Consider the following 22,188-nt stretch of genomic DNA (forward strand, 5'->3'; position numbering starts at 1 on the left):
GCGCCCGTCGACCTGCCCCGTCGGTGCTCTCCCCGTGACAGGGGTGAGCTCTTCAGAGTGGCCCGGTGCGGCGGTACGGGTGCCTGAGAGATTCCCGGGGAGGGTTTGCTCCTTCGGCGATGGCGCGATGCCCGCGGTACCGGTTCACGTGGTTCCGGCTCACGAGGATCCGCCATGCTCTCCCGCCGTACGGTGACGGCCAGATGGTCACACACAGTTTCGCACATCACACCGCTACGGGGAATGCGCGAAACCCCGCACCGATGATCGGTGCGGGGTTTCGCGGGGATGTCGTGCCGGACGGACCCGGGGGTCACGTCACGGGACACGGCGGGCGCACGAGGCGCCGTGGATCACTTGACAGTGACGGAGGCGCCGGCGCCCTCGAGGGCTTCCTTCGCCTTGTCAGCGGCTTCCTTGGTGGCGCCTTCGAGGACGGCCTTGGGAGCGCTGTCCACGAGGTCCTTGGCTTCCTTCAGGCCCAGGGAGGTCAGGCCGCGAACTTCCTTGATGACCTGGATCTTCTTGTCACCGGCGGATTCGAGGATGACGTCGAACTCGGTCTTCTCCTCCTCGGCCCCACCGGCGTCGCCGCCGGCGGGAGCGGCACCGGCCACGGCCACGGGGGCGGCAGCGGTGACGTCGAAGGTCTCCTCGAACGCCTTCACGAACTCGGACAGCTCGATGAGGGACAGTTCCTTGAAGGCCTCGATGAGTTCTTCGGTGGTCAGCTTAGCCATGGTATTGGCTCCTTACTTGTACGTGGTGCCGGTGCTGGTGGCGCCGGCGAGGTGTGCGTGGGAAGAACACGGGTGTTTCCCGGGCGCTCGCCCGGGACCCCGCAACCGGGTCCCCGAAGGGATCAGGCGGCGTTCTCGCCCTGTTCGTCCAGCTTGGCGCGCAGGGCCTCGGCGGTGCGCACGGTCTTGGACAGCGGGGCCTGGAACAGCGCAGCAGCCTTGGACATCGACGCCTTGGCGGCGCCGGCGACCTTGGCCAGCAGAACCTCGCGGGACTCGAGGTCCGCGAGCTTCTTGATCTCGGACTCGTCCATCGCGACGCCATCCAGGTAACCGCCCTTGACGACCAACTGGGGGTTGTCCTTGGCGAAGTCACGCAGACTCTTGGCGGCCTCGACGGCGTCACCGGAGACGAACGCGATGGCCGAGGGGCCCGTGAGCTTGCCCTCGAACGCGTCGATACCGGACTCGCGAGCCGCGATGGCGGTGAGCGTGTTCTTCACCACGGCGTATTCGGCGTTCTCACCGAGGGAACGGCGCAGCGTCTTCAGCTGAGCCACGGTGAGACCGCGGTACTCCGTCAGGACGGCAGCGTGCGAGTTGGAGAAGAATTCCTTCAACTCCGCAACCGCGGCAGCCTTTTCAGGATTCGCCATGGTGCTCCTTCCTTACATGTGGGTGCCGGCCCGCGTCCCGTACGAGGACACGAAAAAAGCCCCGCGCAGATGCCCGGGGCTCGAGACCACGTCCTGATCACACGCATGAAGATGCGGTTTTGAGGAGCGGGATTCGTGCTGGTTCACCTGCGCTGGACGGTTCACGTTTCCGGGAACCTCTTAGATCGCGCGTACCGGGGCACGCGTGATGACCGGCGGTCTTTGGTACATCCATCGTACCCCAGGGCGCGGTGCCCACCAAATCAGCGGGGCGCGGGTGCCCATCAAATCGTCAGGGCCCGGTTCACTCCCCCGTGATGCGCTCCGGGTGGGTGTAGACGTTGCACCGGCCCTTGCGGTTGAACCCCACGACCGTGACCCCGCGCTCCCGCCCGTGGGTCACGGCGAGTGCGGAGGGTGCGCTGACCGCGGAGAGCACGGGGATCCCGGCCATGGCGGCCTTGCTCACAAGCTCGAACGACGCCCGAGCGGAGACCTGCAGGACCGCTTCGTGCAGCGGCAGCAGTCCTCGCTGCACCGCCCACCCGATGACCTTGTCCACGGCGTTGTGCCGGCCCACGTCCTCCCGGACCACGAGGGGTTCGTCCCGGCCCACGGGGAACAGCGCCGCCGCGTGCACCCCGCCCGTGGCGGAGAAGACCCGCTGGTGCTCCCGCAACTCATCCGGCAGGGACACGAGCCGCGCCGCGGTGACGAGTGGACGCGGGTGCGCCACGGGGTACGCGGAGGACTTGACCACCCCGTCCAACGACGGCGTGCCACACACCCCGCACGACGAGGATGTGAACACCTGGCGCTGGGCGTCCGCGCGCGGCCCCGGGGCCGCCGGTGCGAGCCGGACGTCCACCACGTTGTACGTGCGGTGCCCGTCCTGGTCCACGCCCGAGCGGTAGTCCATCTTCACGATGTGCGAGACCTCCGTGATCACGGCCTCGCTCAGCAGCAGCCCCGTCACGAGTTCGAAGTCGTCCCCGGGCGTGCGCATGGTCACGGTGAACTGTTGCCCGTTCAGCCGGATCTCCAGGGGTTCCTCCCCCGCGAGCCGGTCCGGACCCGCGCGCACTTCCCCGTGGGCGTCGAACGTGCGCACGCGGGCGGGGACGATGATCCGAGCGGCCATCTCAGGCGTCCAGCCCCACCCAGTTGTGCTGCCCGTCCTCGAAGCTCTGCCGCTTCCAGATGGGCACGCGTTCCTTGATGAGGTCCACGAGCTGCGCGCACGCTTCGAACGCCTCGCGACGGTGTCCCGCGGCCACGGCCACCTCGAGCGCGCTGTCCCCCACGGCGAGCGCGCCGATCCGGTGCGCGGCCCACAAGCGCACGTCCGGGTGGGCGCTCGCGATCTCACCGACCACGTCCCGCATGACCTCGCCCGCGCTGGGGTGGGCGCTGTACTCAAGCGCCGTGACACCGTCCTTGCCGCCGTCGTGGTCGCGGATCACGCCGCTGAACCCGACGACCGCCCCGCACCGCGGATGCTGGACCGCACGCTGCGCCTCGGCCGCATCCAGGGGGTCGGTCGTGACGAGCGCCAGCAGCACCTCGCCCGCCGAGGGCTCGGCGCCCGGCGCGTCGTCGTCGTCGGACGACGACGCCGCCGCTGCGGGCACCCGCGCGCCGACCGTGCCCGCGGCGGGGGCGGCGTCATGGCCGGGCACGTCCGTGCGCTCGGCGTGGCCCGGGGAGTCCGGGACCGCCGCGGGGACGACCTCCCCCTGCGCGGAGCGCGTCACGGAGCGGTCCTCCCCGTGACCGTGCACGTCCTCGAGCTGCGCGCTGATGTGGTCCAGCAGGGGGTCCAGCACGGTCATCCCGTCCTTGACGCCCCCGCGCGAGCCCGGGAGGTTCACCATGAAGGTCTGGCCGGTGTGCCCCGCGACCCCGCGGCTCATCACGGCCGTGGGGGTCTTCTGCAGCCCCGCGCTCCACAGCGCGTGCATGATCCCCGGCGACTCGCGCTCCAGCACCCGGGCCGTGGACTCGGGCGTGACGTCGTCCGAGTTCAGTCCGGTGCCCCCGGTCGTGATCACGAACCGCGGGGCGGCAGGCCCGGACGCCGATGTGAGGTTGCGCAGCAGCTCGAGGACCTCGGGCCCGTCCGGGATCACGCGCAGCGTCACGTCCAGGCCGCGGCCCCGCAACCAGTCCCGCAGTAGCGGCCCGCAGCGGTCCTCCGCCGTGCCCGACGCCGCCGAGCTGGACACCACGACCACCACGGCGCCGCGCCCCTCCAGGTGGGTGTCGCCCACCTCGTGTCGACGGGAGGGACGGCCGTGGGCCGGATCCGCGTGCTCACTCATCGGGCGCTCCAATCGCCGCTCTTGCCGCCGGACTTGGCGAGCACGCGGGTGTCGGTGATCGTGGCGGCCTTGTCCACGGCCTTGATCATGTCGTACAGGGTCAGCGCGGCCACGCTCGCCGCAGTGAGGGCCTCCATCTCCACGCCGGTCACACCGCGGGTGCGCACGGTCGTCTCGATCACCACGCGGTCCTCGCCCGGGGTGAGGTCCACGGTCACCTTGCTCAGGGGCAGCGGGTGGCACAGGGGCACGAGGTCCGGGGTGCGCTTGGCGGCCATGATCCCGGCCACGCGCGCCACGGCGAGCGCGTCCCCCTTGGGTAGCCCCCCCGAGGCCAGCAGGTCGATCACGTCCGGGCGGGTCATGAGCACGGCCTGGGCGGTGGCCTCGCGCGAGGTCACCGTCTTCTCGCTCACGTCCACCATGTGCGCCGTGCCGTCCTCCCGCACGTGTGTCAGGTGCTGTTGTCCGGGCTCCGGCTCTCGTTCGCTCACGCTGGCTCTCCTGTTCGTTCCGTTCCGTCTGCTGCGCCCGCGGGCACCGGGTCGTCGTCCGCGGGCAGCACGCCGCCGTCCACCGGCAGTACCGCCACGGTCGTCCCGGCAGCGAGTTCGTGCTTCCCGGGCGGGATGCGCACCAGGACGTCCGCACGGGCGGCGGCGCTCAGCAGGTGCGACGACGCTCCCCCCACGAGACGCACGCGCGGGACCGTTCCGTCCCCCGGGTGTTCCATACTCCCGCGGCGCAGCTGGGTCCTGGTGTCCAGCGGTCGAACCGCCTCGCCCAATTCGGCCGTGAACCACCGCGGCGACGGGCAACACCCCCACGCGGCCGCGAGCGCGGGACGCACGAAGACCTCGCACGAGACCCACGTGCTCACGGGATTACCGGGCAGGCAGATCACGGGCACGCCACGGAACGTGCCGTGTCCCTGGGGGCCTCCCGGTTGCATGGCCACGTGGCCGAACCACGTGTCCCGGCCCTCCCGCTCGAGGCCCTGGCGCACGACCTCGAACGCGCCCGCGCTGATCCCGCCGCTCGTGATCACGAGGTGGGGTCGTGCCTCGGTGACAACGTGATCCAGGGCTCGCACGAAGGCGTCCGGGTCGTCGTCCACACGGACCCGGGTCACCGATTCGGCGCCCGCCTCGGACAACCACGCGGCCAGCAAGGGGCCGTTGGCGTCGTGGTACATCCCGGGGCGCGGCGCGTGCCCGTCGGGCGCGATCTCGTCCCCTCCGCTCACCACGACCACACGCGGTCCGGTGCGCACGGACACCTCGGTTCCCGGGCCCAGTCCGAGCGCGGCGCACGCACCGAGCGCCGCAGCCCCCAGCCGCGTTCCGGCGGGCAGCGCCACGGCGCCGCGGGCGACGTCGCTCCCGGCCGCTCGCACGAAGGTGCCCTCGGTGACGGACCGGGCGACGTCGGGGCTGATCGTCACGGCCGGGACGTCGAAGCGCGGGGGACGCACCCGTTCCACGGGGATCACCGCGTCCGCGCCCTCGGGGAGCACGGCCCCGGTCATCACGGCGGTCGCGGTACCGGGTGTGTGCCGCGCCGGTTGGGCACCCGCGGGCCGCACGTCCGCGACGGGCAGTTCGATCCCTTCAACATCCCCTGGCTGGGGCGGGACGGAGGGGGTCAGATCGGCCACGCGCACCGCGAACCCGTCCATCTGCGAGTTCGCCAACGGTGGCAGGTCCGCCTCCGCCACGAGGTCCCGGGCGAGCACGCGTCCCGCGGCGCGCGTGAGGGGCAGGAGTGCGGCGTCGTCGTGTGACGCCGAGTTGAGCAACTCGACCAGCGTGCGCTGGTGCGTTTCGATACAGCGGGACATGGCTCCAGGGTAGCCACCCCGCCGGGGGTTCCGCCCGTGCTGGGGGCAGCACCTACACTGGACGGTATGTCCGTTTTCCTCGGTAATCCCCATGTCCTCCCCGTTCGCGGGGTGCCCACGCAGGGGCCGTTGACGGACCGCTTCGGACGTACCGCCACGGACCTGCGCATCTCCCTCACGGACAAGTGCAACCTCCGGTGCACGTACTGCATGCCCGCGGAGGGCATGCAGTGGCTGCCGCGTGAATCGTTGCTGACGGTCCCGGAGATCGTGCGTTTGGCCGCCATCGCCGTCTCGGACTTCGGGGTGCGGGAGATCCGACTCACGGGCGGGGAACCGCTCATCCGCCCCGATCTCGAGGAGCTCGTGGCCGCCCTGACCGAGCGCATGCCGGGGATCCCCGTGTCCATGACGAGCAACGGCATCGGACTCGCCGGGCGTGCCCAGGCCCTCGCGGACGGCGGGATGACCCGCGTGAACATCTCCCTGGACACCCTGTGCGCGGACACCTACGAGAAGCTCGCCCGCCGCGGGCGGCTCACCCAAACGCTCGAGGGCGTGGCTGCCGCCCAGGACGCGGGCATGAGCCCGGTCAAGCTCAATGCCGTCCTGATGCGCGGGATCAACGACCACGAGGCGCCCGCGCTGCTGCGCTGGGCCCTGGACCACGACTGCGCCCTGCGCTTCATCGAACAGATGCCCCTGGACGCGGACCACGGCTGGACCCGGAAGAACATGGTCACGGCCACCGAGATCCGCGAGTCCCTGTCCCGGGACTTCGACATCACCCCGGACACCGCACCCCGCGCGGGCGCCCCCGCGGAGAAGTACCTCGTGCGGGAACGCGGTCAGGACACCGTGGTGGGGACCGTGGGGATCATCGCGTCCGTCACGGAACCGTTCTGCGAGGACTGCACGCGCACTCGGATCACCGCGGACGGCCACGTGCGCTCGTGTCTGTTCTCCCACCACGAGACGGATCTGATGCACCTGTTGCGCTCGAACGCAACCGACCGGGACATCGCTCAACGCTGGCGCGATGCCATGTGGGTCAAGCCGCGCGCCCACGGGATGGACCACGCGGGCCTCGACTCCGGGGACTACGTCCAGCCCGACCGCAGCATGAGCGCGATCGGGGGCTGAGACCGTGCTCGTGCGTTATTTCGCGGCGGCCGCTGCCGCGGCCGGGACAGAGGAAGAGCACGTGGAGACCACCACGGCGCTGACCCGCTCCGAGCTGCAGCAACTGTTGGTCACCCTCCACCCCGTGGCCCCACCGGGCGAACGCACGTTGGCCCAGGTGTTGCCGCAATGCTCGTGGCTCGTGGACGGTGTGGCCGCCCGGGACCAGGAGTCCCCGCTGGCCCCGGCCGCCACGGTGGACGTCCTCCCGCCCTTCGCGGGGGGCTGATCGGATGCCTGGTCCTACCCCACCCGCGTGGAGTAGCGGTCTCGAACCCCTGCACCACGCGGCGCGTGACGCCGCCCGGACCCTCGCACACCGGGCCGGTTCGGTGCTCGCGGACTCCCGGCCCGGCGGCGCGATCGAGATCGTCCCCCTGGACCAGGCGGCGGGTCGCACCGCGGCCCACGACGTCCGCGCGGCATGTTCCGTCCCGCACTACGCCTCGAGCGCGATGGACGGGTACGCGGTCCACGGACCGGGACCGTGGCGCGTCGTCGCCCCGGGCTCCCGTGCGGGGGCATCCGACGGACGGCGACTGGATGATCACCTGGCCGACGGCGCTGCGCCGTCCGCGCCGCTGCCGAGTGCCGCGTCCGCGGTCACGCTTGCGCCCGGCACGGCCGTCCCCGTGGTCACGGGCGGCGTGATCCCGGACAGCACCACCACGGTCATCCGCGAGGAATTCGCAACCCGCCGCGGCGAGCTCCTTGAGCTGTCCCCCGGCAGCCCGCGCACGGAACTCGCGGGCAGGCACATTCGCCCGGCCGGAACGGAATGCGCCGAGGGCGAGACCGTGGTGCGGGCGGGCGCCGTGCTCTCCCCCGCGCACGCGGCGTTCCTGGCCGTGGCCGGACGGGACGACGTGCCCGTGTGTACCGTCCCGCGCGTGGCCCTGCTGCTCACGGGTTCCGAGGTGCGCACCAGCGGGCTCCCGGCTCCCGGGTACGTGCGCGATGCGTTCAGCATGTCCCTGCCGCCCATGGTGAAGGCCTTCGGCGGGCGCACGGTCACGGTGAGCCGCGGTCCCGACGACGCCGCGGCGCTGCGTTGCCTGCTCCGCGAACTGAGTGCCGAGCACGACCTCGTGGTCACCACGGGTGGCACGTCCCGCTCGCACGCGGACTTCGTGCGTCCCCTGGTGCAGGACGAGTGCCACGTGCTCGTGGACCAGCTGGACCTCATGCCCGGTCACCCCACATTGTTCGCAGCCGCGCGGGACACCGCCGTGCTCGCGCTGCCCGGCAATCCCCTGGGCGCCATGGTGGCGTTCCTGCTGCTGGGTGGGGCGTTCCTGGCCGGCCACCTGGGCCGCGATGCCCAACCTTTCGCCCCCGCGATTGCCGGGGAGGATCTGGCCGACGCCCGCTCCGAACGATTGCTACCGGCCCGGCGGCACGAGGACGGCTGGGTGCCGTGCCGCGCGGTGGGCTCCAACATGGTGCGCGGACTCGCCGCGGCGCAAGGGCTGCTGTCCGTGCCCCGGGACGGGCTGGCCCGCGGACAGGAGACCGTGGTGCTGCCCCTGCCGTGGTGAGTGACCGGCCCCGGCGGTCAGTGGATGCTGAAGTCCTGCTCCCAGATCGCGGACTGACCGGCGTCCCGGAAGCCTAGCTGGGCGTTGACCCAGTTCATCCGGTCGTTGCCGCTGTGGGTCCACGAGTACACGGTCCGGACCTCGGGGGCCACGTTCGCGAGCTGCTCGAGGTTGGCGAGCTTGAGCCGCATCCCCAACCGGTGCCCGCGGTGGGTGCGCACCACGAGGGTCTCGTCCTGCAGGGCCAGGGCCGGGCGGTGCTGCGCGAGGATCAGTTCGGTCATCCCCACGAGCTCGCTCGTGCGCACGTCCTGGATCACGGCCATCAGGGACCGGTCGCCGTCCTCCTGACGCAGCTGTTCCGTGCGGCGCACCCGCGCGCTGTCCCACGGGTCCGGGTCCGCCACGATCGGGCGCACGAACGAGTCCGTGGGGATCTTGGCGTGCAGCTGCGCGAGCGGGGCCAGGAGCTCGTCCGGGGCCTCCCCCACCCACGTGTGCAGGCGGTAGTGGTCCGCGAAGGGCACGGCCTCGAGGGATTCGTGGATGCGCGCGGCGCGCTGTTCGTCCAGCGGCACGGGCAGGAGCGCGAAACTGCTGACCGTGCGCAGGGTGTACCCGGCGTGCTGGGCGAAGCGGGTCTGGCGGTGGCTCGCGGGCAGGCGCCCGGAACCATCGGCGGCGTCGAGCCATGGGACGGGAGCCACGGGGCTCGCACCGCCGTCGGCCGTGCCGTCCGCGCTGCCGTCCCCGGGGCCGGAGGGATCGCGCGCCTCGGACGCGGGGTGCTCGGTCACGAGGCGGATGAACCGGCGGGACTCACCCCGCGCAAGTTGCTCCGCAGCACTCAGAAGAGCGCGCCCGATCCCCTCGGAGGTCTCGTCCGGGGCCACGTCCACCGCGATCTGCGCCATGTCGGTGTCCGTGATCAGGGGCATCCGCACCTCGGCGCGCCCCACGAGACGGTCGTCGAAGTACGCGCACAGGACGTTCACGCGCTCGTAGGGGTCGTGCAGGTCCCGGAAGATGTCGTGGGCGCCGTTGCTGAGCTGACCGGTGCCCCACACGTGTCGCCGGGAGGACTGCACGAGCGCGGCCACGCGCCCCAGGACCCGCTGCGCCTCGTCATCGAAGGTGTCGGGGATGCACAACAATTCGATGCGTACCGGTGACGGCTCCGTCACAGTGATCTCCTTCCGCGCCGCCCGGCCGGGACGGCACCCGGGCGACGGGCCCCGTCCACGGAACCCGGCCTCAAGTACATCAAGAATTCGTAACGGTGTTTCCATCGTCCCACGAAAGAAGGGTCCGGCCGGTGACGGCACGGACCCTTCCCTCGACGGCAGGGAATGCGAGCGTTCCCTCGTTACGTACCCGCGATCACGCCTGGGTGGTGACCTCGGTGGCGCTCGGGTCCACAGGGATGCCCGGGCCGAACGTGGTGGCCACGGTAGCCTTGGTGATGTAACGGCCCTTGGACGCGGCCGGCTTCAGACGAAGCACCTCTTCCAGCGCGGCACCGTAGTTCTCGGCCAGCTTCTGGGCGTCGAAGGACGCCTTGCCGATGATGAAGTGCAGGTTGGAGTGCTTGTCCACGCGGAAGTCGATCTTACCGCCCTTGATGTCGGACACGGCCTTGGCCACGTCCATCGTCACGGTGCCGGTCTTGGGGTTCGGCATGAGGTTACGGGGACCCAGGATCTTGCCCAGGCGGCCCACCTTGCCCATCATGTCCGGGGTGGCCACGGCGGCGTCGAAATCGGTCCAACCGCCCTGGACCTTGGCGATCAGGTCGTCGGAACCCACGAAGTCCGCACCGGCGGCCTCGGCCGCGGCGGCCTTGTCACCGGTTGCGAACACGACCACGCGGGCGGTCTTGCCCGTGCCGTTGGGCAGGTTCACGGTGCCGCGGACCATCTGGTCCGCCTTGCGGGGATCCACACCGAGGCGCATGGACACCTCGACGGTGGAATCGGACTTGCTGTTCTCGGCCAGTTCCTTGGCCAGGGCGACCGCCTCGGCGGGAGCGTAGAACTTGCCCGCCTCGATCTTCTCGGCAGCTGCCCGGTATGCCTTGCTGCGCTGTGCCATCTGCTTGTTCTCCTTGTGCAGTTGTGGTCAGCGGGCCGCGCTCGGCCCTGCCACGATGGTTGTCTTCGGTACGAGCTCGGAAGAGCTCAGTTGACCTCGATGCCCATGGAACGGGCGGTGCCGGCGATGATCTTCGCGGCGGCCTCGACGTCGTTGGCGTTGAGGTCTTCCTTCTTGGTCTCGGCGATCTCACGGACCTGGTCCATGGTGATCTTCCCGACCTTATTGGTGTGTGGGACACCGGAGCCCTTGGCGACGCCGGCGGCCTTCTTGATCAGCTGCGCGGCCGGCGGGGTCTTGGTTACGAACGTGAACGAGCGGTCCTCGTACACGGTAATCTCGACCGGCACGATGTTGCCGCGCTGGGATTCCGTGGCCGCGTTATAGGCCTTGCAGAATTCCATGATGTTGACGCCGTGCTGACCCAGCGCGGGACCCACCGGGGGAGCCGGGTTGGCGGCGCCCGCCTGGATCTGCAGCTTGATCAGGCCTGCGACCTTCTTCTTGGGAGCCATGTGATGGTCCTTCTTCTAGCTGTGCGTACCGCCGCACAGGAGCGTACGACGGCGAGTGGTCGCCGTGGCGCGGCGACCGAACGGAAACACCCCGGACCAAAGCACATCCGAGGCCGGATTCCGAAACCTGATGGGACTAGATCTTGGTGACCTGGTCGAAACCGAGGGTCACGGGGGTCTCGCGTTCGAAGATGGACACCAGTACCACGAGCTGCTGGGATTCCACCTTGATCTCGGAGATCGTGGCCGGGAGGGTCTCGAAGGGGCCCTCCTTCACGATCACGGACTCGCCGACCTCGAAGTCCACGGTGACCTGCTGGGCGCCACCCTGGGCACCCGCGCCGGAACCGGCGGTCTCGCCCAGGCCCTTGGCCTTTTCGGGGGTCTCGAACGTGGGGGCGAGCATGTCGAAGACCTCGTCCAGGCGCAGCGGCACCGGGTTGTAGGCGTCCTGGCCCACGAAGCCCGTGACACCCGGGGTGTGGCGCACAGCGCCCCAGGAGGCATCCGTGAGGTTCATGCGCACGAGCACGTACCCGGGGATCCGCACGCGGCGCACGGTCTTGCGCTGCGAGTTCTTGATCTCCACGACCTCTTCCATGGGCACCTCGATCTGGAAGATGTCCTCTTCCATGTTGAGGGACTGGATGCGGGTCTCGAGGTTGGTCTTCACACGGTTCTCGTACCCCGCGTACGTGTGGATCACGAACCAGTCGCCCTCTTGGCGGCGCAGCTTGGCCTTAAATTCCACCGCGGGGTCGACGTCGTCCTCGGCGGCTTCCGCCGCGGCCGCGGCGTCCTCGGTGGGGACGGGCACGGCCTCGCCGTTACCCTCGGCGGCGTCGAGGTCGGCTTCCTGCACGGTGCGCTCGTCGGAGTCCTGCTGCGGATCCGTGGTCTCGGTGGTCTCGGACGTGCTCTGCGCCGACTCGTCCCGCGCAGCGTCCGCCATCAGGGAGTCGAACTGAGCGGGCTGGGTGTCGTCGTTATCGAGCTCGTGATCGGTCACCGGGGATTCCTGCTTTCTGTGGACGTCTGGAAGTGGTGGAAGGACTTACTGGGCCTGGTCGCCGTTCCCGAACAGCCAGATGGCCACCTGACCGAAGCCCAGGTCCAACAGGGAGATCAACACCATCATGAACGCCACGAACGCCAGCACGACCAGGACGAAGTTGACCAGTTCCCGGCGGGACGGGGCGACGACCTTCTTGAGTTCTCCCACGACCTGACGGATAAACAGCCAGATCCGGCCGAAGATCCCACGTTTGTGATCGGAACCGGCAGGTTGACCCGGGGTCTGTCCTGTGACGGTGTGCGACATCGGCTCTCCCCTGCGTGAAGCAACTTCTCGGCGGTGGTGTGCGTGCCGTTGTGGGTCCTGAAGCAGGGCAGACAGGACTCGAACCTGCAACCTGCGGTTTTGGAGACCGCTGCGCTACCAATTGCGCCACTGCCCTTCGACACCGTGCCGCAGCCGTGCGCGACACGAAATCCGGTGCCCGAGCCTATCATCGGCCCATCATCCCGCCGACGGGAGTCCATCCCGGGGCAGAGCGCACCGAACTGGTGGCGGCACCAACAGACCATGGTACGCGCCCGCCGCGTCCCGTGCAAAGCAAGGGTCCGGCCACCTAAGCTGGGAGCGATGTCCGCGTCCCCGGTTGGACCCCGGGCCCGTCAGGTTCCCGTACGGATCCGTGCGCGGGCCAGTGAGAGGCCCGCCCGCCGGGACGACCCGGTCAGTCCAGGCAGCCCAGTCAGCCCAGGAGAAATGATCACCATGTCACCAGCGCAGCAGCGCATCTCGCATCGGATCTCGGCGATCGCGGAGTCCGCGACCCTCGCCGTGGACGCCAAGGCCAAGGCCCTCAAGGCCGAGGGGCGGCCGGTGATCGGCTTCGGCGCGGGTGAACCGGACTTCGCGACCCCCGACTACATCGTGGATGCCGCCGCCGAGGCCCTCCAGGACCCCAAGAACTTCCGCTACTCCCCCGCCGCGGGACTGCCCGAGCTGCGTTCAGCGATCGCGCAAGCCACGCAGCGCGACAGCGGATGGGCCGTGGAGCCCTCCCAGGTGCTCGTGACCAACGGCGGCAAGCAGGCCGTGTACCAGGCGTTCCAGACGGTCGTGGACGACGGCGACGACGTCCTGCTGCCCGCCCCATATTGGACCACCTACCCTGAAGCCATCCGACTGGCCGGCGGCAACCCCGTGGAGGTCTTCGCGGGTGCGGACCAGGAGTACAAGGTCACGCCCGAACAACTTGAGGCCGCATACACGGAGCACACCAAGGCCCTGTTGTTCTGCTCGCCCTCCAACCCCACGGGTGCGGTCTACACCGCCGAGGAGACCCGGGCCGTGGGTGAATGGGCCGCGGCCAAGGGCATCTTCGTAATCAGCGACGAGATTTACCAGCACCTCACGTACGACGACGTGGAGTTCACCTCCATGGCCCGCGCCGTACCCGAGCTGCACGAGAACCTCATCCTGCTCAACGGCGTGGCCAAGACCTACGCGATGACCGGTTGGCGTGTGGGCTGGCTGGTTGGTCCCGCAGACGTCGTGAAGGCCGCGACCAACCTGCAGTCGCATCTGAGTTCCAACGTGAACAACGTGGCCCAGCGCGCGGCCTTGGCCGCCCTGAACGGGCCCATGGACCAGGTGGAGCGCATGCGCGAGGCCTTCGACCGGCGTCGTCGCACGATCGTGGACGGGCTCAACGCGATCGACGGCGTGGTGTGCCCCACCCCCACCGGTGCGTTCTACGCGTACCCAGACATCACGGCGCTGTTGGGCCGCGAGTTCGCGGGCGTCACGCCCACCACGAGCGCGGAGCTCGCGGAACTGATCCTCGAGAAGGCCGAGGTGGCAGTGGTCCCGGGTGAGGCCTTCGGCCCGTCCGGGTACCTGCGCCTGTCCTACGCCCTGGGCGACGACGATCTCGCCGAGGGCCTGTCCCGTCTGCAGAACTTCCTGGGAGGCACCGAATGAGCGTCAAAGAGACCTTGCACGAGCTGGACGAATTGCTGCCCTCCGCCGTGGCCCTGCCCAGCTCGGCTGTGGTGGCCGGCGGACTGATCGGCGGTTACGCGGTGGCCCGTTTCACGGGGGTGCGCGCCCTGGGCGGCGCGGTCCTGCTCGCGAAGGGCGTGGTCGCCGGGCGCACGTGGTACCGCTCCGCGGGACCCGCCACGACCGCGGGCCTGAGCGTACTGTACCTCGCCGGGTTCGGACTGTCCCACCCGCTGGCCAAGAAGATCGGCGCGTGGCCCTCGGTGTTCACCGTGGCCGCTGTCAACGCCGCGGCGTCGTGGGCGCTCGTGGACCGGCACAACTTCCGGGGCGAGACCGCCTGAGGCCCCCGCGCGGACGCACCCTCCCCAGCGCACGCACCCCCGATGGCGGATGACCGCTGTCGGGGGTGCTGCTCGTTCAGGGGCGCTGTTCGTGCGGGGAGCGACATCCGTTCAGACGGCGCGGCCCGTTCAGGCCGTACGGCCCGTTCGGGGAGCGCCGTCCGCACGGATGATCAGTGCGCGGATTCCCGGGCCGAGCGGCGTTTGCGACGACGGCGACCGCGAGATCCACCACGCCCCGTCGCGGGCCTACTACGACCGGAAACGCGCCCAGGGCAAACGCCACAACCAGGCAATCATCGCCCTGGCCCGCCGGCGGACCGACGTCCTGTTCGCGATGCTGCGTGACGGCACCCTCTACCAAGACCCCACCGACCCTCAGACCGCGTCATCAGTGGCCCTGGCTGCTTGACGAAAACCATAGAGGCACCCCCCCCCCGCGTGCGCGGACCACGTGAGTCCCGACGACGCGAGAAACAGGAAATCTAGGGCCAGCCACACGCCCGTGGCCGTGTGGCACGACCGAGTCCGGCGATACGCATTGGCCTCCCCCGGGCGCGGGACCAGGGTGACCCGGGCGCAGCGGCCCCGCCCCACGCGGCGTCGGTGCAGCACCATGAGCACGATCCTGCTCACGGCCATGACACCCAGCCACGAGGCCGCGAGTTCGCTGTAGAGCCGCCCGGGCTCACCCACCAGCAGGTCCCGGCGCAACCGGTCGATCGTGGTGCGCAGCGGCAGAGTGCAGTCTTTGCAGCAGGGCCATGAACCAGGCGTGGGAGGGGCGCGCACCCTCGCAGGCACGTTCGGACGACGGTGCGTTCCGTGTTGCGGACATGATGACGTACCTCTCGACGGCATGTGGTGAGGACACCCCGCAGGCGAATGCCCGGGGTGTGCTCGAAAGGAAAGCGGCTCAGACGGAGAGAGCCGGCGGTCCGCGTGGGGAGATGATGCGCACGGGTGACCACGCGCGCGGGGGCAGGGGGACGGGGCGCAGGGCGTGACCCTGGGCGTAGGCCGTCCCGATCACGTGGGAGGACGGCCCCGCGGCATGACCGCCCAGCGAGAACGGCGCGTGGAAGGGCACCTGGCTCAGCGCCACGGCACACGCGGTTCGTACGGCGCCGAGACGCCGCCCGGCGAGAAGCACGCACACGAGCCCCGCGATCGAGAGGGTCAACGTCAGGAGGGCCATGTTCGGCGGGTTCGGGTCCACCGCGTAGTGGGACGTGGCCTCGCACAGGGTGGATACGCCAGCGGCCGCCCAGCCACGAATCAATCAGGCCGGGCGGCTCACGGGGGTGGAACCAACCATGGACGCTTCCGGGGGACGGTGGGAGGAGCCGGGTATCAGTCGTCCACGGCGTCGCGGCCACGGCGCACGATCAGCGGGTCTGGCGGGTACACCACGGAGGTGTCCTTGTCCTCGTAGTCGAACTGGTTGAGGAAGAAGCGCATGGCGTTGAGGCGGGCGCGCTTCTTGTCGTTGGACTTGATGGTGATCCACGGGGCGTGGTCCGTGTCCGTGCGGCGGAAGGTCTCCTCCTTGGCCACGGTGTAGTCCTCCCAGCGGTCCAGGGACGCGAGGTCCATGGGCGAGAGCTTCCAGCGGCGCACCGGGTCGATCTGGCGGATCGCAAAGCGCGTGCGCTGCTCGTGCTGCGTCACCGAGAACCAGAACTTGGTCAGGTGGATCCCCGAGTCCACGAGCATCTTCTCGAACACGGGCGCCTGCAGCATGAAGCTCTCGTACTGCTCGTCCGTGCAGAAGCCCATCACGCGCTCCACGTTGCCGCGGTTGTACCACGAGCGGTCGAACAGCACGATCTCACCGTTGGTGGGCAGGTGCTGGATGTAGCGCTGGAAGTACCACTGGCCCTGCTCGCGGTCCGAGGGCTTGTTCAGGGCCACCACGCGGGCGGCGCGGGGGTTGAGGTGCTCGGTGAAACGCTTGATGGTCCCGCCCTTGCCCGCGGCGTCCCGGCCCTCGAACACGATCACGTGTTTGAGGTCGTTGTCCTGACCCCAGTACTGGAACTTCAACAGTTCGATCTGCAACTGGTACTTCTCGAGCTCATAGTCCTCGCGGGACATCCGCTCGTCGTACGGGTACCCCTCACGCCACGTCTCCACCGCGCTTCCACCCGGGTCGATCAGATCGGGGTCCGGGGACTGCCCGTCCCGCACGGTGTACCCCTGGTCCACGAGCTTGTCGATGAACTCGCGCAGGTTCTCCCGGGCCGGTTCTTGCTGGGCGGTCATAACGTCCTCCTGGTGGCCTGACATCGCGAACGGCGTGTTCACGGATCCTCCCCCGATCTTAGTTGTCCACATTAACCACGGGTGGACGGGACCCACCATGTGCCGCGCGTCCGTTCATCCGGTGTCCCGGGCAACGCCGAGCGCGCGTCACTAGGATGGAAGGGGAACAACGACACGACACGACAGAGGGGAACTGAGGCACACATGCGAATCGGGCTCATGACCAGCGGCGGGGACTGCCCCGGACTCAACGCGGTGATCCGCGGCGCGGTGTTGCACGGCATCAAATCCTTCGATCACGAGTTCGTGGGCTTCCGGGACGGCTGGCGCGGCGTCGTCGAAGGGGACATCATCGACCTGCCGCGGCAGAGTGTACGCGGCCTCGCGCGCCAGGGCGGGACCATCCTGGGCACCTCGCGCACCAACCCCTTCGACGGCCCCCAGGGCGGTCCCGAGAACATCGCCAAGGTCCTGGAGCGTCACGGGATCGACGCCGTGGTCGCGATCGGCGGCGAAGGCACCCTGGCCGGCGCCAAGCGGCTCGCGGATGCGGGGCTGCCCGTGGTGGGCGTGCCCAAGACCATCGACAACGACCTGCAGGCCACCGACTTCACGTTCGGTTTCGACACCGCGGTCTCGATCGCAACGGATGCGATGGACCGGCTGCGCACCACCGGCGAATCGCATCACCGGTGCATGGTCGCGGAGGTCATGGGCCGCCACGTGGGCTGGATCGCGCTGCACTCCGGCATGGCCGCCGGCGCGCACGCCATCCTGATCCCCGAATTCCGGGAGTCCATGGAGCAGGTTTCCGAGTGGGTCCGTGAGGTCCACGAGCGTGGCCGCTCACCGCTCGTTGTCGTGGCGGAGGGCTTCATCCCCGACGACCGCGAGGAGGCCATCGCGGGCAAGGGCACCGAGGCGTCCGGGCGCCCGCGGCTGGGGGGCATCGGGGACTTCGTGACGCGGGAGATCGAGGAGAACACCGGCATCGAGACCCGCAACACGATCCTGGGTCACATCCAGCGCGGTGGCGCGCCCACCGGCTTCGATCGTGTCCTGGCCACGCGACTGGGGATCGCCGCCGTGGGGATGGCCACCGAGAAGCAGTGGGGCAAGATGTGCGCGCTGCGCGGCACGGACGTGGTGCGCGTGGACTTCTCCGAGGCGCTCGACGGGCTCAAGGTGGTACCGCAGGACCGCTACGACGAGGCCAAGGTGCTGTTCGGTCGCTGAGCCCCGACTCGTGGTGACGCCCCGTTCCCCTCGGAGGGGAACGGGGCGTCACCACGAGTCAGTCGTGTTAGGTCAGAGCCGCATTCCACCGCCGCGCGGACCGCGCATGAGCCCCTGGGCCCGGCCCACCACGGACCCGGCATCCGGGGGGACCACCACGGTCTGGGCGGCGGCCCACTGTTCGGCGGGTGCGTCCGCGGACGTGCCGCCCGCGGCGTCGTCGGACGCGCCGTTGCCGTTCGATGCGGCCTCCCCCGAGCCCTGCACGACGGTGTCCCGCACGGTGAGCACCGCGTCCGGGGCGACCGAGCGTTTGAGCACGGCGAGCGCGATGGGGCCGGCCTCGTGGTGCAACTGGGCCGCGGTCACGCGACCCACGACCTTGCCGTTCAGCTCGACCGTGGCCCCGGGGCCCGGGAGCGTGTGCTGGGAACCGTCCAGGTCCAGGAACGTGAGCCGGCGCGGCGGGTGGCCCAGGTTGTGCACGCGGGCCACGGTCTCCTGGCCCTTGTAGCAGCCCTTGGCCAGGTGCACGGCGGTGCGCATCCAGTCCAGTTCGTGCGGAATGGTCTTCTCGTCCGTGTCCGCGCCCCAGCGCGGCCGCCAGGCCTCGATCCGCAGGGCCTCCGCGGCCCACGAACCGGCGAGCGAGTACCCCTGTTCCTCGAGAGCCGCGACCGCGGTCTCCAACGACGCGAGCGGAATCAGGTGTTCGTACCACGAGCGCGCGGCACCCGGGTGGTCCTCGGTCACGGCGTAGGCGTGACCGCCCGCGCCGACGCCCGGCCACGGGTCATGCCACACCAGCACGGGGTTGGTCTGGGCGGAAAGCAGCTCACGAAGGTCCCGCGTGGCGACGAGCACCGCCCAGCGGTCACTGACGTCCTCGATCTCCACCCGCAGGGCGAAGCGCATGGTGGTCAGCCAGTCGGCGAGCCCTGCGGCCTCCCGGGCCTCGGTGATCAACCACGTGGTCCCGCCATCGTCAACCACGTGCGGAGCGAATTCCACGCGGCCCTGGATGCTCAGGAAGAGGGTTTCGGTACTGACTCCCGGGGTCAGTCCGGTGAGCACCTGCGACGACAAGGTGGTGAGCCAGCTCAGTCGATCGGGGCCACTCACGGTCACGACGCCGCGCTGGGACTGGTCCACCACGGCCCTCCCCCGGGCCAGGGCGCGCTGTTCGTGCACGGGGGCGCCGTAGTGCGCCGCGACCCCCTCGTCCAGCGCTTCCGCGGTCACGGCACCGTGGCGGTGCAACAGGACGGAGGAGTATGAGGGTGCGGTGTCAGTCACTTCTGGGGTTCGACCTTGCTCAGTTCGGCGGAAGCGTGCGTAGCGAGTTCGTGGCCCTGCGCGGCCATGTCCCACGCCCACATGAGGTGGTTGTTGACGAGCCCGTAGAGCCGGGTCCCGGAGACGTACTCCTTGGCACCGCGGGCGCGGATCACGGCGTCCGTGCTGAGGTCCACGCGCGGGCCCTTGATCTGGCCCAGGTACAGCTCGGCGACGCCGCCGGGCTGGGCGATCGTCACGGAGATGTCGAAGCCGCCGTCCGCGTTGCGCAGGTCCTCGACGTCCTGTGCGGACTTGAGCACGGGCACGGGGTCCGGCGGGAGCATCCCGGGTCCGATGTCGCCGTCCTCACGAGGACGGGCGAGCTCCCAGAACCCTTGTTCGTACGTGGCCTCGCGCTGGGGTTCGCCCTCTTCGTTGAGCAGCGTGGTCTGCGCGCGGTAGATCATGAACGGTAAGCCGGTCTGTGCGAACGTGACGCGTTGCCGGAAGGCACGCTGTTCGGCGTCGCCGTATCCCATGAAGCCGTTGCCCTCCCACGTGCCCAACAGCCATGCGAAGGGAACGAGTTCGGGGGTCAGGTCCGTGGGGATCTCGACGGGCACGAGTTACAGCTGGCCCTTGAAGAGGCTGAACACGACCTTCAAGGAGATTCCGAGGATGCACAGGCCCGCGAGGCCGAGCAGAACGAGGTAGAAGATTTCGAGAGCAAGCATGGCTTCACGCTACCACGGCGGCCAGTAGCTGGGTCGCGAAAACGGCCACCATACCGAACAGTGCCACGGGTGTGACACCGAGCGTGATCATGCCCCTGCGGCGCAGGTTCTCGGGGGCCGCGGAGATCACGCGGGCACCGGCGACCACCAGGATGATGGTCAGCGGGGCGCCCACGCCCGCGACGGTGAGCCACCTGCTCAGTCCCTGGTCGTGGGCCACGCGGGAGAACGCAATCCACCCCGAGGCGGCAACCGCGGCCAGGACCCCCGTCGCGGAGGCCAGCGCGGATTCCAGACGGTACTTGGCACCCTCCCCCCGCACGAGTTCGGCCACGCACACGGCCATGAAGGACACACCGATGATCGCGGGCAACCACACGAGGCGCTGGGACGGGACGAGTTGTACGAGCAGGCACGCGAGGGTGCCGGCCACCGCGATGAGTACGTTGTGCCGGCGCCGCGCCTGGATCCCCGCGGCGGCGGGCCACCCCACACCGATCGTCACGGCCATGGCCACGGACACGAGCAGCGGCGCCCACGAGCCGATCACGCCCGCCGTGAGCGCGAGGACGAGCGCCACCACGGCGGCGACGATGATGCGCGCGTACTTCATGGCGGGGTTCCTTCGGGGCCGAGGGCGGGCGGTGTGGTGCGTACCCGTTTCAGCGTAACCGGCGCGGGCCTCGCGGCGGGTCACGTGTACCCCCGCACGTCCACGGGGCCCGCCTATACTGGCCCGGTCATCGGCCGTGCCCGCGCGGGAGCGGTCACCTCGCATCCGAGCGGATCCCACAGTGACCCACATCGCCCTGCTCAGCACCGCCTCCCCTGCCGTGGAGTCCGCGCTGCCCGCGCTCGAGCTGCTGCCGCACCGGGTGCGGGTGCACGCCCCGGACGAGAGCAGTGCACTGACCGGGTCCGCGCGCCCGGACGTGGTGATCGTGGACGGCACCCGCAACCTCGTGACGGCGCGCAACACGGCCGTCTCCCTGTCGGGGCTCGAACGCCCGCTGCCCGTGCTCGTGACGGTGACCGAAGGCGGGATGGCGGCCGTGGCGCCGTCATGGTGCGTGAGCGACGTCCTGCTGCACACCGCGGGACCCGCCGAGATCGAGGCGCGGTTGCGCCTCGCGCTCGCAGACGCCGGGACGAACGCGCTCGAGAACGACGACGCCGTGATCCGCGCCGGGGCCGTGGTGATCGATGAGAACTCCTACACCGTGAAACTGGGCGGGCGGGCCCTGAACCTCACGTTCAAGGAATTCGAGCTGTTGAAGTTCCTGGCCCAGCACGCGGGCAGGGTGTTCACGCGCCACCAGTTGCTCTCCGAGGTGTGGGGCTACGACTACTACGGCGGGACGCGCACGGTGGACGTCCACATCCGTCGGCTGCGAGCCAAACTGGGTGCGGATCACGAGCACCTGATCACCACGGTGCGTAACGTGGGGTACAGCTACACCGCGGGCAGGGACCAGACGCCCTGATCGCGCGCCATGACCCACCGAGGAGGCATCCCATGTCCGTGACCGTGACCGCCCACGGCGACATCCCGTTCCCCGACGACCTCGTGGCGCTCGCCGAGCGCGCCCACGCCGCGGACGGCGAACCGCCGTTCTCCGACCAGACCCTCGTGGACGTGCGCTCCGGCCGTGCGGGGGTCACGTGCGTCGCGGCCACCGACGGCGAGCGCCTCGTGGGTGCCGCGGTGGTCGTGCCGCAGCCGGATCGCGCGTCCACGTACACGGTGGAGCTCGTGGTGGACCCCGAGCACCGCAACCGGGGTGTGGCCACGGCGATCGCGGGGCAGCTGCGCGCTCAGCTGGACGGCACCGTTGAGGCCTGGGCCCACGGCAACCACGTGGCCGCGCAACGCCTCGCCGAGCTCCACGGCCTCGAGGCCGTGCGGGACCTCTACCAGCTCAAGCGCGCCGTGGCCAGCGCCGAGGACGTCCCCCTGCCCGTGGACCTACCGGAACATCTCGAGATCCGGGCGTTCGAGGTGGGCCGGGACGAGCAGTCGTGGTTGCGGGTCAACGCCGCGGCGTTCGCCGAGCACCCCGAACAGGGCCGCATGACGCTCGCCGATCTGCAGGAACGCGAGAACGAGTCGTGGTTCGATCCCCGGGGTTTCCTGCTCGCGGTCGCCGCGGACGACCCGGACGACGTCGCGGGCTTCCACTGGACCAAGGTGCACCCGGCCTCGGGGGACGCCGCGGCCATCGGTGAGGTCTACGCCGTGGGGATCGCCCCGGACCACCAGGGCCACGGACTCGGCCGCGCCCTGACCGCGGCGGGCATCAACCACCTGGCCGAACAGGGGCTGGACGAGGTCATGCTGTACGTGGACGCGGACAACCCCGCGGCCATGGCGCTGTACGAATCCCTGGGCTTCGAGCGCTGGCACGTGGACGTCATGTACCGCAGCTGACGACGGC

At 70.0% G+C, this 22,188-nt stretch carries 25 protein-coding genes, 1 tRNA gene, 1 pseudogene and 1 riboswitch; of the genes and pseudogenes, 9 read left to right on the forward strand and 18 right to left on the reverse strand.

What is annotated here, in order from left to right:
• Positions 1–61: 61 nt before the first annotated feature.
• Positions 62–195: riboswitch (glycine riboswitch) on the reverse strand.
• Between the two features lie 158 nt (positions 196–353).
• From rplL to glp, 6 genes are all read right to left on the reverse strand, one after another.
• On the reverse strand, positions 354–740 hold the full coding sequence (gene rplL, locus J1M36_RS07065) for a 50S ribosomal protein L7/L12 (RefSeq protein ID WP_035959869.1): 387 nt from the start codon (positions 738–740) through the stop codon (positions 354–356).
• A 122-nt stretch (positions 741–862) separates the two neighbouring features.
• On the reverse strand, positions 863–1,396 hold the full coding sequence (gene rplJ, locus J1M36_RS07070) for a 50S ribosomal protein L10 (protein WP_035959878.1): 534 nt from the start codon (positions 1,394–1,396) through the stop codon (positions 863–865).
• A 304-nt stretch (positions 1,397–1,700) separates the two neighbouring features.
• On the reverse strand, positions 1,701–2,537 hold the full coding sequence (gene fdhD / locus J1M36_RS07075; RefSeq protein ID WP_064845229.1) for a formate dehydrogenase accessory sulfurtransferase FdhD: 837 nt from the start codon (positions 2,535–2,537) through the stop codon (positions 1,701–1,703).
• 1 nt (position 2,538) lies between these two features.
• Positions 2,539–3,717 (reverse strand): molybdenum cofactor biosynthesis protein MoaE, encoded by a 1,179-nt coding sequence (locus J1M36_RS07080; RefSeq protein ID WP_206478966.1) that lies wholly within the window; start codon positions 3,715–3,717, stop codon positions 2,539–2,541.
• Positions 3,714–4,211 (reverse strand): cyclic pyranopterin monophosphate synthase MoaC, encoded by a 498-nt coding sequence (gene moaC, locus J1M36_RS07085; RefSeq protein ID WP_064845230.1) that lies wholly within the window; start codon positions 4,209–4,211, stop codon positions 3,714–3,716. Before moaC ends, J1M36_RS07080 begins: the two co-directional genes overlap by 4 nt.
• Positions 4,208–5,557: a gephyrin-like molybdotransferase Glp gene (gene glp, locus J1M36_RS07090; RefSeq protein WP_082943124.1), complete on the reverse strand. Its 1,350-nt coding sequence runs from the start codon at positions 5,555–5,557 to the stop codon at positions 4,208–4,210. The genes moaC and glp overlap by 4 nt, the downstream gene beginning before the upstream one ends.
• Positions 5,558–5,623: 66 nt before the next feature.
• Between glp and moaA the strand changes: the two genes are divergently transcribed.
• From moaA to J1M36_RS07105, 3 genes are read left to right on the forward strand one after another with little or no spacing between them, the layout of a single operon-like run.
• Complete coding sequence (gene moaA, locus J1M36_RS07095; protein WP_082943125.1) at positions 5,624–6,700, forward strand: GTP 3',8-cyclase MoaA; 1,077 nt, start codon at positions 5,624–5,626, stop codon at positions 6,698–6,700.
• 4 nt (positions 6,701–6,704) lie between these two features.
• Positions 6,705–6,968 (forward strand): MoaD/ThiS family protein, encoded by a 264-nt coding sequence (locus tag J1M36_RS07100; RefSeq protein WP_064845233.1) that lies wholly within the window; start codon positions 6,705–6,707, stop codon positions 6,966–6,968.
• 4 nt (positions 6,969–6,972) lie between these two features.
• Positions 6,973–8,277 carry a molybdopterin molybdotransferase MoeA gene (locus tag J1M36_RS07105; RefSeq protein WP_082943126.1) on the forward strand — a complete coding sequence of 435 codons (1,305 nt, stop codon included), beginning with the start codon at positions 6,973–6,975 and terminating at the stop codon, positions 8,275–8,277.
• A 17-nt stretch (positions 8,278–8,294) separates the two neighbouring features.
• On the opposite strand, the gene J1M36_RS07110 is transcribed toward J1M36_RS07105, so the two are convergent.
• The 6 genes from J1M36_RS07110 to J1M36_RS07135 form a co-directional block, all read right to left on the reverse strand.
• Positions 8,295–9,461, reverse strand: a complete 1,167-nt coding sequence (locus tag J1M36_RS07110) for a GNAT family N-acetyltransferase (RefSeq protein ID WP_064845234.1) — start codon at positions 9,459–9,461, stop codon at positions 8,295–8,297.
• Positions 9,462–9,657: 196 nt separating this feature from the next.
• Entirely contained in the window at positions 9,658–10,368 is a 711-nt protein-coding gene (rplA, locus tag J1M36_RS07115; protein ID WP_064845235.1) for a 50S ribosomal protein L1, read from the reverse strand.
• 86 nt (positions 10,369–10,454) lie between these two features.
• Positions 10,455–10,883: a 50S ribosomal protein L11 gene (rplK, locus tag J1M36_RS07120; protein ID WP_035959909.1), complete on the reverse strand. Its 429-nt coding sequence runs from the start codon at positions 10,881–10,883 to the stop codon at positions 10,455–10,457.
• Between the two features lie 136 nt (positions 10,884–11,019).
• Positions 11,020–11,892 (reverse strand): transcription termination/antitermination protein NusG, encoded by an 873-nt coding sequence (nusG, locus tag J1M36_RS07125; RefSeq protein WP_206478967.1) that lies wholly within the window; start codon positions 11,890–11,892, stop codon positions 11,020–11,022.
• Between the two features lie 45 nt (positions 11,893–11,937).
• Positions 11,938–12,204, reverse strand: a complete 267-nt coding sequence (secE, locus tag J1M36_RS07130; protein WP_064845237.1) for a preprotein translocase subunit SecE — start codon at positions 12,202–12,204, stop codon at positions 11,938–11,940.
• 63 nt (positions 12,205–12,267) lie between these two features.
• Positions 12,268–12,340, reverse strand: a tRNA-Trp gene (locus J1M36_RS07135).
• 323 nt (positions 12,341–12,663) lie between these two features.
• Between J1M36_RS07135 and J1M36_RS07140 the strand changes: the two genes are divergently transcribed.
• The 3 genes and pseudogenes from J1M36_RS07140 to J1M36_RS07150 all read left to right on the forward strand — a co-directional run.
• Positions 12,664–13,875: a pyridoxal phosphate-dependent aminotransferase gene (locus tag J1M36_RS07140; protein WP_131332450.1), complete on the forward strand. Its 1,212-nt coding sequence runs from the start codon at positions 12,664–12,666 to the stop codon at positions 13,873–13,875.
• Positions 13,872–14,240: a hypothetical protein gene (locus J1M36_RS07145; protein ID WP_131332449.1), complete on the forward strand. Its 369-nt coding sequence runs from the start codon at positions 13,872–13,874 to the stop codon at positions 14,238–14,240. Before J1M36_RS07140 ends, J1M36_RS07145 begins: the two co-directional genes overlap by 4 nt.
• A 241-nt stretch (positions 14,241–14,481) precedes the next feature.
• Positions 14,482–14,652, forward strand: a pseudogene (locus J1M36_RS07150) (IS110 family transposase); the annotation flags it as partial.
• On the opposite strand, the gene J1M36_RS07155 reads toward J1M36_RS07150, so the two are convergent.
• From J1M36_RS07155 to ppk2, 3 genes are all read right to left on the reverse strand, one after another.
• Positions 14,619–15,101, reverse strand: coding sequence for a PepSY domain-containing protein (locus J1M36_RS07155; protein ID WP_274606034.1), 483 nt, complete (start codon positions 15,099–15,101; stop codon positions 14,619–14,621). The pseudogene J1M36_RS07150 and the gene J1M36_RS07155 overlap by 34 nt on opposite strands.
• Before the next feature lie 55 nt (positions 15,102–15,156).
• Positions 15,157–15,438: a hypothetical protein gene (locus J1M36_RS07160; protein ID WP_241246956.1), complete on the reverse strand. Its 282-nt coding sequence runs from the start codon at positions 15,436–15,438 to the stop codon at positions 15,157–15,159.
• Positions 15,439–15,593: 155 nt separating this feature from the next.
• Positions 15,594–16,505 (reverse strand): polyphosphate kinase 2, encoded by a 912-nt coding sequence (gene ppk2 / locus J1M36_RS07165; RefSeq protein WP_172644385.1) that lies wholly within the window; start codon positions 16,503–16,505, stop codon positions 15,594–15,596.
• A 204-nt stretch (positions 16,506–16,709) separates the two neighbouring features.
• Between ppk2 and J1M36_RS07170 the strand changes: the two genes are divergently transcribed.
• Entirely contained in the window at positions 16,710–17,741 is a 1,032-nt protein-coding gene (locus J1M36_RS07170) for a 6-phosphofructokinase (protein WP_085108437.1), read from the forward strand.
• A 72-nt stretch (positions 17,742–17,813) separates the two neighbouring features.
• On the opposite strand, the gene J1M36_RS07175 is transcribed toward J1M36_RS07170, so the two are convergent.
• The 3 genes from J1M36_RS07175 to J1M36_RS07185 form a co-directional block, all read right to left on the reverse strand.
• Positions 17,814–19,037: a folate-binding protein YgfZ gene (locus tag J1M36_RS07175; protein WP_206478968.1), complete on the reverse strand. Its 1,224-nt coding sequence runs from the start codon at positions 19,035–19,037 to the stop codon at positions 17,814–17,816.
• Positions 19,034–19,642 carry an FABP family protein gene (locus J1M36_RS07180; RefSeq protein WP_206478969.1) on the reverse strand — a complete coding sequence of 203 codons (609 nt, stop codon included), beginning with the start codon at positions 19,640–19,642 and terminating at the stop codon, positions 19,034–19,036. Before J1M36_RS07180 ends, J1M36_RS07175 begins: the two co-directional genes overlap by 4 nt.
• A gap of 115 nt (positions 19,643–19,757) precedes the next feature.
• Entirely contained in the window at positions 19,758–20,366 is a 609-nt protein-coding gene (locus J1M36_RS07185) for a hypothetical protein (protein WP_035959995.1), read from the reverse strand.
• A gap of 181 nt (positions 20,367–20,547) precedes the next feature.
• On the opposite strand from J1M36_RS07185, the gene J1M36_RS07190 reads away from it, so the two are divergent.
• Together J1M36_RS07190 and mshD are read left to right on the forward strand one after the other, a co-directional pair.
• Positions 20,548–21,237 (forward strand): response regulator transcription factor, encoded by a 690-nt coding sequence (locus tag J1M36_RS07190; protein WP_035960005.1) that lies wholly within the window; start codon positions 20,548–20,550, stop codon positions 21,235–21,237.
• Between the two features lie 32 nt (positions 21,238–21,269).
• Positions 21,270–22,181: a mycothiol synthase gene (gene mshD / locus J1M36_RS07195; RefSeq protein WP_064845243.1), complete on the forward strand. Its 912-nt coding sequence runs from the start codon at positions 21,270–21,272 to the stop codon at positions 22,179–22,181.
• Positions 22,182–22,188: the final 7 nt, after the last annotated feature.

This window comes from Kocuria sp. KRD140 (assembly GCF_017168375.1).
In the GTDB taxonomy this organism is placed as follows: domain Bacteria; phylum Actinomycetota; class Actinomycetes; order Actinomycetales; family Micrococcaceae; genus Kocuria; species Kocuria marina.

Bases quoted from the DNA above. Each gene is read 5' to 3' on its own strand.
- rplL (WP_035959869.1), bottom strand. From the start codon at position 740: ATGGCTAAGCTGACCACCGAAGAACTCATCGAGGCCTTCAAGGAACTG.
- rplJ (WP_035959878.1), bottom strand. From the start codon at position 1,396: ATGGCGAATCCTGAAAAGGCTGCCGCGGTTGCGGAGTTGAAGGAATTC.
- fdhD (WP_064845229.1), bottom strand. From the start codon at position 2,537: ATGGCCGCTCGGATCATCGTCCCCGCCCGCGTGCGCACGTTCGACGCC.
- J1M36_RS07080 (WP_206478966.1), bottom strand. From the start codon at position 3,717: ATGAGTGAGCACGCGGATCCGGCCCACGGCCGTCCCTCCCGTCGACAC.
- glp (WP_082943124.1), bottom strand. From the start codon at position 5,557: ATGTCCCGCTGTATCGAAACGCACCAGCGCACGCTGGTCGAGTTGCTC.
- moaA (WP_082943125.1), top strand. From the start codon at position 5,624: ATGTCCGTTTTCCTCGGTAATCCCCATGTCCTCCCCGTTCGCGGGGTG.
- J1M36_RS07105 (WP_082943126.1), top strand. From the start codon at position 6,973: ATGCCTGGTCCTACCCCACCCGCGTGGAGTAGCGGTCTCGAACCCCTG.
- rplA (WP_064845235.1), bottom strand. From the start codon at position 10,368: ATGGCACAGCGCAGCAAGGCATACCGGGCAGCTGCCGAGAAGATCGAG.
- rplK (WP_035959909.1), bottom strand. From the start codon at position 10,883: ATGGCTCCCAAGAAGAAGGTCGCAGGCCTGATCAAGCTGCAGATCCAG.
- secE (WP_064845237.1), bottom strand. From the start codon at position 12,204: ATGTCGCACACCGTCACAGGACAGACCCCGGGTCAACCTGCCGGTTCC.
- J1M36_RS07140 (WP_131332450.1), top strand. From the start codon at position 12,664: ATGTCACCAGCGCAGCAGCGCATCTCGCATCGGATCTCGGCGATCGCG.
- J1M36_RS07145 (WP_131332449.1), top strand. From the start codon at position 13,872: ATGAGCGTCAAAGAGACCTTGCACGAGCTGGACGAATTGCTGCCCTCC.
- J1M36_RS07155 (WP_274606034.1), bottom strand. From the start codon at position 15,101: ATGCCGTCGAGAGGTACGTCATCATGTCCGCAACACGGAACGCACCGT.
- J1M36_RS07160 (WP_241246956.1), bottom strand. From the start codon at position 15,438: ATGGCCCTCCTGACGTTGACCCTCTCGATCGCGGGGCTCGTGTGCGTG.
- ppk2 (WP_172644385.1), bottom strand. From the start codon at position 16,505: ATGACCGCCCAGCAAGAACCGGCCCGGGAGAACCTGCGCGAGTTCATC.
- J1M36_RS07170 (WP_085108437.1), top strand. From the start codon at position 16,710: ATGCGAATCGGGCTCATGACCAGCGGCGGGGACTGCCCCGGACTCAAC.
- J1M36_RS07185 (WP_035959995.1), bottom strand. From the start codon at position 20,366: ATGAAGTACGCGCGCATCATCGTCGCCGCCGTGGTGGCGCTCGTCCTC.
- mshD (WP_064845243.1), top strand. From the start codon at position 21,270: ATGTCCGTGACCGTGACCGCCCACGGCGACATCCCGTTCCCCGACGAC.